The sequence below is a fragment of the Falsiroseomonas oryzae genome, assembly GCF_027856955.1.
Classification (GTDB): domain Bacteria; phylum Pseudomonadota; class Alphaproteobacteria; order Acetobacterales; family Acetobacteraceae; genus Falsiroseomonas; species Falsiroseomonas oryzae.
Genome location: NZ_JAPSMD010000206.1, coordinates 1 through 9,431, shown reverse-complemented (window position 1 = coordinate 9,431; position 9,431 = coordinate 1). Strand labels below are relative to the sequence as shown.

Annotated in this window: 7 protein-coding genes; 1 reads left to right on the top strand and 6 read right to left on the bottom strand. The window is 64.9% G+C overall.

The window, feature by feature from the left end:
* Positions 1-292: 292 nt before the first annotated feature.
* The 5 genes from OZN99_RS18385 to OZN99_RS18365 form a co-directional block, all read right to left on the bottom strand.
* A complete protein-coding gene (locus tag OZN99_RS18385; RefSeq protein WP_270936723.1) occupies positions 293-880 on the bottom strand; it encodes a hypothetical protein in 588 nt (195 codons plus the stop codon).
* 151 nt (positions 881-1,031) lie between these two features.
* Positions 1,032-1,481 (bottom strand): MBL fold metallo-hydrolase, encoded by a 450-nt coding sequence (locus OZN99_RS18380; RefSeq protein ID WP_270936722.1) that lies wholly within the window; start codon positions 1,479-1,481, stop codon positions 1,032-1,034.
* Between the two features lie 3 nt (positions 1,482-1,484).
* A complete protein-coding gene (locus OZN99_RS18375) occupies positions 1,485-3,914 on the bottom strand; it encodes an NACHT domain-containing protein (RefSeq protein WP_270936721.1) in 2,430 nt (809 codons plus the stop codon).
* A gap of 938 nt (positions 3,915-4,852) precedes the next feature.
* Complete coding sequence (locus OZN99_RS18370; RefSeq protein ID WP_270936720.1) at positions 4,853-5,287, bottom strand: hypothetical protein; 435 nt, start codon at positions 5,285-5,287, stop codon at positions 4,853-4,855.
* Positions 5,288-5,451: 164 nt separating this feature from the next.
* A complete protein-coding gene (locus OZN99_RS18365) occupies positions 5,452-6,999 on the bottom strand; it encodes a DUF1254 domain-containing protein (RefSeq protein ID WP_270936719.1) in 1,548 nt (515 codons plus the stop codon).
* A 321-nt stretch (positions 7,000-7,320) separates the two neighbouring features.
* On the opposite strand from OZN99_RS18365, the gene OZN99_RS18360 reads away from it, so the two are divergent.
* Positions 7,321-8,265 carry a helix-turn-helix domain-containing protein gene (locus OZN99_RS18360; protein ID WP_270936718.1) on the top strand — a complete coding sequence of 315 codons (945 nt, stop codon included), beginning with the start codon at positions 7,321-7,323 and terminating at the stop codon, positions 8,263-8,265.
* Between the two features lie 258 nt (positions 8,266-8,523).
* Here OZN99_RS18360 and OZN99_RS18355 read toward each other — a convergent pair.
* Positions 8,524-9,431 (bottom strand): solute carrier family 23 protein (locus OZN99_RS18355; protein WP_270936717.1); only part of this gene is annotated, 908 nt, incomplete at its 5' end.

Sequence of the window (9,431 nt, the reverse complement as noted above, 5' to 3'; positions counted from 1 at the left end):
CGCGCCGGCGTGCCGGCGACGAAGTACTCCAGCAGCCGTTGCTGAACCGAACGCGACAGCCGGCTCCGACGGCGCCTAACCATCTCTCCAACCTAGCCTTTCCACCCTTAGCTAGGTCAGCCCCTCGGACAAATTCGCCAGCCGGGGCCATGTTCGTATCCGCGGCCCGGTGTGGCGAGCGGGCGGGACGGATTCGCGGGGTCAAAGAGCGGCATTGGCCCTGTTGGGCTGATCTTCCTATCCTGCCGCAACCCGCCGGCCGGCGTCCAGCGGCACGGCGCGTGCCGGGCCCTCAGCGCCGCCACGCGTCCTCCGGCACGCCGAACAGGATCGCCCGCATGCGCGGCCAGCCGATCGACAGCGTGATCTGGCGGAAGCCGCAGAAGGGGATCATCGCGACGAAGAAGGCGATGGTCGCGAAGACCACGCCCCACACGCCGCCGCCGCCCACCGCCGGCACGCTCTTCGCCAGCGCCTCGCCATGCAGCCAGCCGCCGATGATGTGCTCGGCCATGTGCATCGCGATGAAGAGGATGGCGAGGATCAGGGATTCCAGCAGGATGGGCCAGATCAGCGGCTCCGGCTTCAGGCGCTGGCCCAGCCTCAGCTGCTCCACCACCAGCGCCACCTTGCCCAGCACCAGCGCATTGATCACCGCGAAGCCGTGCGGCGCGAAGGGGATCGCCTGGGATATGCCGTCATGCGTGCGCAGCGCGATCTCCTCGTGCAGGGTGAACATGCTGAGCAGGACGAAGATGTAGACGACGGTGATCGCGTAGCGGCGGAGCTCCTCCGCCACGACCTCCTTCGCCCTGTGCAGCCGCTCATGCCCGCCCCGGCCCGGTCCGCCCGCGGCCTCGCCCATGCCGTCGCCACTCATCCGCCCGCCTCCGCCTGTTGCACCGCGCGTGCCGGCTCCTCCCCCGAGGATCGGCAAGGTCCTGCATGCCGGCGCGTGCCTGTGCCGGTTCCATCCATCGGAGGGGAAGCCGCGCCGTTGCGCAAGCGTGCGGTCGCGGCGGGCGGGTCGGTCAGGCGGTTGCACCCTCCAGCGTGAAGAGCTTGCCGACGGCGGCGGGGACGACGCGCTCGCCGAAGGCGCGGTCCAGCGCGGCCACCGCGCGCCAGCCCGGGCAAGGCGGCGAGATTACCAGGGGCAGGTCGAAGGCGGCGAGGTCGCGCACGGTCTCCGGGATGATGGCCTCGTTCTCGCCGGAGAGGTGGAAGCCGCCCATCGCGGCCAGCAGCGGGATGTCGGGGAAGGCCTGACGCGCCGCGTGCAGCACGTTGACGATGCCGGCGTGGCAGCAGGCGCTGAACACCACGAGGCCGCGGCCGCGGACCTGCGCGGCACAGAAGCGCTCGTCCATCAGAAACTCGTCGGGCTGCCAGGGGTCGGATTCCGTCGCGCGGGCGACCTGGCCGTGCAGGCCGAGCTCATAGGGGGTGCGGCGCGGGATCTCGCCGCTTAGGCGGGACAACCCCTAACGCCGAGGGCGCCGAGTTAACGTTATGGCGCGGCGATCAGCCTCTTCCTGTAGCGCGGTGATTAGGTAAGGTCGTTCATCAGGCTTAGTTGTGGCCCAACGCCAGAGCGCAATTAGTTGCTCATCTGAATTCAGCAGCTGAGCATAAAATCTCCAAAATTCCTCTTGGTCTTTCTGCATCATCCTGAACGCCTTCTGCTCTTCCAGCTCTTGCTGAACGCTGAAGGCCGTCGGAAAAGCCTCAGAGATCCAAAGCGCGGCAAGGAAATCTCTCATCTGCTCATGTCTGAACTCAAAATCCGCCCCCCTTCGGTGTAGAACGCGCACACCCTCCCGCGACAGCGCACTCACAGTCTCCGCGCCTAGAATGCGTTGATCATCAAGATTTACTTTGTGCCTTCCCTTAAGCAATAGCGCCCAAGCAAGTCGTTTCAATTCATCAAAATTGATACTAGATCCATGCACATTTGCAGCACGATCTAGTATTGCACGATACAGTGCGATACGACTATTAGGAAGTTCAATTTTTTCACGCTGCGGACTCGCCAAATCAGCAACTAGCCGCAAGTCGTAACCTGAGAGCAGATGCTCAGATAGTCCGGACACACCTAGGCGTGCCACCAAAATACGACCGCGCTCTTCTCCCATCCAGCGGATCAACAGATCGCTCTGCAACTCTCTAATACTTATCGGCAGCCTCCAGCGTTCCCAAGTTTCGCCTTCGTCGTTCGAAGCCTCCGGAGGCGCAGACTGGGAGGTAGCAATGATTTTTGCATGCCGAAATTGTTTTGCGAAGGAGCAAAATTCTATATTGCGATCTGCCTCGTTCATGCCGTCAAAGGCAACTGCGAAACGCCTTGTCCGAACCATTGCCGCGACCAGGCCGCGGTCAATGCCTGCGTAGCCTGCCGCCTCAAAGTGCCGACGAAGCGCTTCAACGGTCCAGCTTTCGGGCCGGTCCGACTCTGGAGCGGTCAGGTTGGCGTAGTCACGCACTCTTAAAGGTACCAGTATAAATCCGTGTGTGCGGACAGCGCTAGCGAGAGTTGAGCGGCGCCCTGGCCTAAAGTACTCTCGCTCCCACGCGCCAAAGACGCAGCTTTTTCCCATCCCGCTCGGACCTTGGAGCCACAAGCGATTCTTCGTTTTCAAGTTCTGCAGGAGCAATCTTCCCAGTGTTGCGCTATCATCGCTTCGAATTATCTTCGGATCAAGATACTGACCCTCTTCTGAATTTACATCTAAAGCAAGCAACCGCTTCTGAGAGACAAACCAAGGCTCAAGCATCCACTGCTGGATATGCGGAGAATACCGCAGCAGGAGTAACGGCCAACGCATTGCCGCCCCAACAACGCCCTCGTGCAGTAACCGAAATGCCAATGTACTCCACCTACAAGCAAATATTAGCACTCCAAATATTGACGCATATATAACACCTGCTGTCGGTAAAATTGAAAATATCTTCGGCGTTGGCGCTGCTTCGGAAACTGTAAATTCTATTCGACGGCCGATTGGAATTCCCCCTTGCTGCAACTGCATAGCCCAACTTCCTGGCCGATCAAGAATGACCGATGCAGCCAATATGGCACTATTATGGTAGTGCTGACCACTCTGTATACGTCGTATGTCTACCGTTGCCCTTTCAGCGCTGTTATGGAAAGTCTTAAGAGAAAGACTCAAAAATCCGCTAGACGGAGCGCAGACGTGGGAAAAATTAATACGAAGTTCTATGTGATTCGGACTAGAAAAAATCCGGCTGAGATCCGTCTGTGTCTCTATTCTGGCATTGTCAAATAGATGATCTGGGGTAATCAGCAAGGTATTCTCAGTACCAATTAGAGCAAAATTAGATCGGTCGGGCTTCATAAAAGTGTTAATGCGCTCGCCAACTGATCGGCCGGCCTCAACCGTGCTTAGACTAGAGTGAACGTAACGAAACCATCCGCGTTCCGCCGCAATCAAGACGCTCTGAGAGGGCAGCGGCTGGAAGTTTAGGACACGCCCGGTAGTCGGACCGCCAAGCAAGGCGAATCGAGAACTGCTCGGGTCATAGTGAAAAACGCCTTCGCCCATAGCAACAAGCACGCCACGGCCACCGCCAAGATCAAACAAATCGTGAACAGGATCCACCGGACCTTGGCTTACCAAGCGCGCCCTATCAGCTAAAACGTCGTATGAAAACATCCCATTCTCAGCGGCCAGAATTACGTCAGGCCGCCCATCGATTTGTAGTATCTTGTTTATACGTCCCATTGAAACGCCCAAATTGTTCAGTTGTCGGAATGAATTAGACGGCGCATCATACATAAAGAGGCCATTGCTTGCGGCAACCAGAGATCCCGACGCCACGCGAAAAACTCCAGTGATACGGCGAGGGCTGCCTCCGCGCGGTCGGGTGGAGTTGTTTCTCAAGGTGTCATAGCTCAAAACACCCGCTTCCCCGGAAACTAGAACATTTTGGCTGCCCTCAATAGTATGGACAGAAGCCACTTCTCCGATTTGCTCGCCAGGAACGACAGAAAATATTCTACTCGATGTGTTAAATAAAAATAGACCGTCCGTGGATCCCACAAGAATACCGCGGTCGTTCGGTAGGCTGTGCAGAAAGCGAACAACCCGCCTTTGAGACCCTCGCAGAGGCTCAACATTCTTGCTTCGCGAGTTATATATAAACCATCCGTCCTGCGACGAAATAAGTGCGCTACCGCCCGGCAGTTGACTCATTAGGAACGGCGGTGATGCCGGCGCGGGTCCGGCAGACACAACTCTGCCGTCATCTCCTCTGTAAGCATACCAGCGGCCGGATGTCGCCACCAGAATGTCGCCTGTCCCCCTCATGCCTTGAAGAGACAAAATCTCCCGACTGACGTGGAATGGGACGAGGCGATTGTCTGACGTAGAATATTGAAATAGACCTTGGCTTGCCCCGATGAGAACTTGCCCGCTTCGAGCCAGTTGCAGAATATTATTTACTCGACCCGCACTGGGCCCATTCGGGACTAGAACGCAGGCGGCAATGGCAGTCGCAGAGTACGAGATACACAGAAACACCGCAACGCTCGCAACAGCTGCCACACGCATAAGCGTGAACTGGGATTTGCATCTATTTTTCATGACAATCCGTGCTGCGTTAGGCCGAGAAATCCTTTCGAAGTCTCCACCAAGATAAGCTAAGCCTTTGCATTTACTTAGGACGCAGAGAGCTTTTGTCGGCTCATAGAAGCAAGGTCGCATAACGCGATCGTACGCGCAACGGTGTCCAGCATATCGGAGAACGCTATCAGGCGGCGCATGGTAAGCGTAGGGCTACGCTGGTGGCGAGAGCGCCCCTGCAGAGTGCAGGCTTTACTGCCACCCCGCCGCCCTCAATCCTCGAAGGCCAGGCGCACCTCGTTCGCCTCCCCCGTCGCGCGCTGCTGGAAGACGATCGCCTCGCGCGTCGCCAGCCAGACGGCGAAGGCGTGGTGCGCCTCGGCGGGGCCCAGCAGGTCCTCGGGCTTCGGGGCTGTGGCGGCGGCAGGCAAAGGCGGGCCGCGCCAGCCGAGCGTCAGCTCCACCCGGTCCTCGCCGCGGCGGGCCTGCACGGCCAGCTTGGCCACGGCGCGTTCCGCCAGCACCTCCATCAGCTCCACCAGCGCGCGCTCCATCAGGCGGCGGGTCTGCGGCTTCAGGCCCCAGGCGCCGGCGATGCCGTCGCACCACTCGCTGGCCGCCAGGCTCGATCCGGCACCGGGCGTCAGCCGCGTCTCGGCGCGCTGCGTCACCAGCGGCATGGTCACAAGGTTCGCCAGGAACGCCACCAGCGCGCCTAGCGCGAGGGGCGAGGCGATGGCCGGCAGGTTGGCGATGAAGGCGCCCGGCGCACTTCGCGCGGACCTGCTGACCGGCCCTGGCCGGCGAGAGCTGACACCAGCTTGTCGGCCGGCGGCCCGGCGCCGGCCTCGCCACCCGCTGCAGCGCCGCCTCAGCCCTGCAGTTCGATGTCGCCGGGTTTCCAGCTCTTGTCGAACCAGGGCTGCAGCGGGCCGTAGAGCCGCAGGATCATGAACCACGACTTGCCCGGGATGGTCTGCACCCAGTTGCTCTCCTTGCCCGCCGGCGCGGTCGGGCCGAACCAGACATCCACGGAGCGGTCGGGGTTCACCTGCAGGCCCGGATTCTGGCTGCTGACGGAGGGGAAGCGGTTGTCGGTCTGCAGCATCGAGCGCGTCTGCGTGTCGTAGACGATGGTGGACCAGAAGGTCCGCACCGGCACCGGGCCCGGCAGGTGCAGGCGATAGGTCTTGCCCCCGTCGAGCGCGTTGCCCTGCGAATCCTCGGCCGTCCAGGGATAGGTCGAGCCCTCGCCCACGACCTGCGTGTCCATCGCCGGCGTCACGCCGGTCGCCAGGAAGAAGAAGAAGGCGCGCGCGTCGAGGTTCGCGACACCCGGTTGATGCAGGAACTGGTAGCCGCCCTGGAAGGCGAAGCGCCAGCGCCGGTCGCTGAAGATGCGCGCTTCCGGATCGCGCGCCCGATAGGACAGCGCGCGGGCCGTCGCATCGCCGGCCACGGCGGCCTCCGTCAGGATGCGGCGCATGCGCGCGTCGGGCTGGAAGGGCCTGCCCTTCTGAATGCCGATGGAGGCGAAGAAGCCGAGCGTGACCGGGTCGGACGCGCTGCTCGGTTCCACCTGCACCACGTCGTTCAGCATTTCCCAGAAGCGGAAATCGGACGGACCGACCATGTTGAATGGCTGCTCGGACATGTCGACGAAGGTCAGGCGCGGCGGATTATCGGCGCGCGACAGCGGATAGATCTTCGTGCGGCGCTTCACCGAGTCCACGGCGGGGCGGAAGTCGCCGTTCACGGGGAAGCTGCGCCACGCGAACCAGTTCTGGAACGTCTTCGGGCGAACGATCGTGTAGCCCTGCTGCGGCACCGCGCCACGATGGCCCGGCGGCACCAGCAGGTACTTGCCGCCGCGGCCGCGATCGGCGCCGGTGATGCCGACATCGGCCACCCAGGAATAGAACATGTCGTTGATCAGGCCGAGCACGCCCGGCGGCACCTCGACGACCAGCGGGCCGCCGCGTAGGTCGACCCAGAACCAGGTGTAGGGCGTGTTGTTGTTGGCCGTCAGTTCGACCGTCCGGCTGTCCACGAGCCGTTCCCAGATCGGCACCGTCGTGTTGATCGGGCCGACGCTGAGGATGGCGTTGCGGTTCGCCGCCTGGTTCACGGCCGGCAGGGCGAGCAGGTAGGCCTGCAGCGCGCGCTGCCGGTCGAGATTGTCGTAGATGAGGCGCGTGCTGTCGGCATCCGGCACGCCGTCGAAGAAGTTCAGCCGGCCGAAGCCCGTCTCGACCGTGGCGGGCATGACGACACCGGACGGCATCGGCGTGCTGTAACGAAAGACCGGCGGCGTCGGCGTGCCGGTGAGCGGCTGGGCCTCGGCCGTGCCGGGACCGAAGGCGCCGCGCAGGGCGGATGCCGCCGCGGCGAGCATGGCGAGTTCACGTCGTGTGGTCATGACGGCCGGGTGTCCTGGGATGCCCGTTGCGTCCGGGCGGTTGATGGGCGGGATCGCGCCGCGTTCCGGCGAGCGGCGTGCCCATCGCCCGCCCGCTGCACCCGCCGCAGCGGGATAGCGGCGACCGGGAGAGGGGTGGGACGGGTGCCGACAGCCCAGAAGATCAGCATCGATTCCATACGCCTGGAGGGGTGCGATACGGATCGCACCGCGCGATCCATCCTACTGCGGCCCGCTGGGGCGCTGCCCAGCTTGAACCACTATCCGGTTTCGGAACACCATTTGCGCGGACGATCACCGTCGACCCAGGAGACTCGCGGCTTGGCCTGCATCGCGCCCGTCATCCGGGCGGCCGACTTCCACTGTGTCGACGACCTGGCCGCGGCCCAGCGCGATTTCGAGGCCGAACTCGTCCAGCTCTCGCCGGGACGGTTCCGCTACGGGCTGAGCCTGGTCGATCTCGGGCCGGTGCGGGTCCAGTCGAATGCCGTCGATGGCAGCTACCTCGGCCGGGCACGGGTGGCGCCGGGGGACTGGGCGCTGTTCTACCCGACCGGCGGTCCGGCGGAGGCGAGCCGGCTCAACGCCATCCTGCCGGGAAGCGCCGACGCGGTCCTGTACGGCCCGGGGGCCGAGCTCATGGCCCGGGTGGCGGATGGACAGCGCTGGACGATGGTGGTGCTGGACGCCGCGCGCTTCGGGGAGGTGTTCGGCCGTCTGCCTGCGGCGCGCGAAGGGCGCGCGCTGCCGCTGCGGGGCCTGCTCGCGCGGGCGCCGGAGCTGCTTCGCCTCCCGGACCTCGCCGGCCTCCAGATGGCGGGCCAGGCGGGTGTCGCGGTATCGGCGGCCGTGGTGGACGGCTTGCGCGCGGCACTCGACGGCGCGCTGGCCGACGGGCCGCCACCGCGGCGCCGGCTGCGCGGCGAACGGAGTGCCGTCCGGGTCGCCTCGGCCGCGGTGGAGTATCTCGCGGCGGTGCCAGGACGCCCGGTCTGCAGCGAGGAGATCGGCACCGCGATCGGCGTGAGCCCCCGCTTCGTCAACCAGTGCTTCGATGCGGTCTATGGCGTCAGCGTGCACCGCTACCTGCGGCAGCGCCGGCTGGCGGAGGCGCGCCGGCGCCTGACGGACGGCGGGGCGGGGCTGCTGGTGAAGCAGGTCGCTCTCGATCTCGGCTTCTGGCACTTCGGGCGCTTCGCCCTGGCGTACCGCGACCTGTTCGGCGAGACGCCGTCGCAGACGCTGGCGACGTCCACCGGCCGGTGACCGGCCTTCACGACCGTCGCGTCGAGGGCGTGAGTTGCGGTGACCGCCGCATTCCAAGGCCCGGTTTCCACTCAACCAGGATCAAGGCACCCAACGCCCGAGCAGATGCTGCGCGCGGCATTGCAGCCCGGTCCCGCCCGGCGCCAACAGAGGCAGGGATCCAGGCGGCGACGCATGCGTGCCCCATCGTCCCCGGCGGGGCCGAACGCCAAGGGCGTTCGACGGGCAGCGCCCTCGCTCACCGACACCCCGCCGCCCTCAATCCTCGAAGGCCAGGCGCACCTCGTTCCCCTCCCCCGTCGCGCGCTGCTGGAAGACGATCGCCTCGCGCGTCGCCAGCCACACGGCGAAGGCGTGGTGCGCCTCGGCGGGGCCCAGCAGGTCCTCGGGCTTCGGGGCTGTGGCGGCGGCAGGCAAAGGCGGGCCGCGCCAGCCGAGCGTCAGCTCCACCCGGTCCTCGCCGCGGCGGGCCTGCACGGCCAGCTCGGCCACGGCGCGCTCCCCCAGCACCTCCGTCAGCTCCACCAGCGCGCGCTCCATCAGGCGGCGGGTCTGCGGCTTCAGGCCCCAGGCGCCGGCGATGCCGTCGCACCACTCGCTGGCCGCCAGGCTCGATCCGGCACCGGGCGCCAGCCGCGTCTCGGCGCGCTGCGTCACCAGCGGCATGGTCGCGAGGTTCGCCAGGAACGCCACCAGCGCGCCTAGCGCGAGCGGGGAGGCGATGGCCGGGAGGTTGGCGATGAAGGCAGCGGGGGCCACGGCCTCCGTGATGCCGGCGCCCATGCCGAGCGCGATCACCAGCGACCGCCGCGCATCCAAGAGCCGCACCGTCGCCAGCTGCGCGCCCTGCACGATGATGAAGCCGGAGACGTAGATCAGCGTCGCCGCCTTCACCGCCGCGGGGGCCACGACGAACAGCGCGACGATCTTGGGCGAGAAGGACACAAGCACCAGGATCGCGGTGCCGAACCAGACGATGCGGCGCGCCAGGGTGCCCGTGGCGACCGAGAGGCCGGCTGCGGCGGTGGCCGGGCCGGGGGCGGCGGCGCCGAACAGGCCGGCGGCAGCGACCGCGATGCCGTTGGCCAGCAGGCCGCGCTGCACGGGCGGCGAATCGGGTCGCGTCCAGCCGGCATCGGCGGCGCGCTGGATCATCAGGAAGCCGC

Excerpts from the sequence above, each read along its gene's own strand:
- OZN99_RS18365 (WP_270936719.1), bottom strand. The coding sequence starts at position 6,999 with ATGACCACACGACGTGAACTCGCCATGCTCGCCGCGGCGGCATCCGCC.
- OZN99_RS18385 (WP_270936723.1), bottom strand. The coding sequence starts at position 880 with ATGAGTGGCGACGGCATGGGCGAGGCCGCGGGCGGACCGGGCCGGGGC.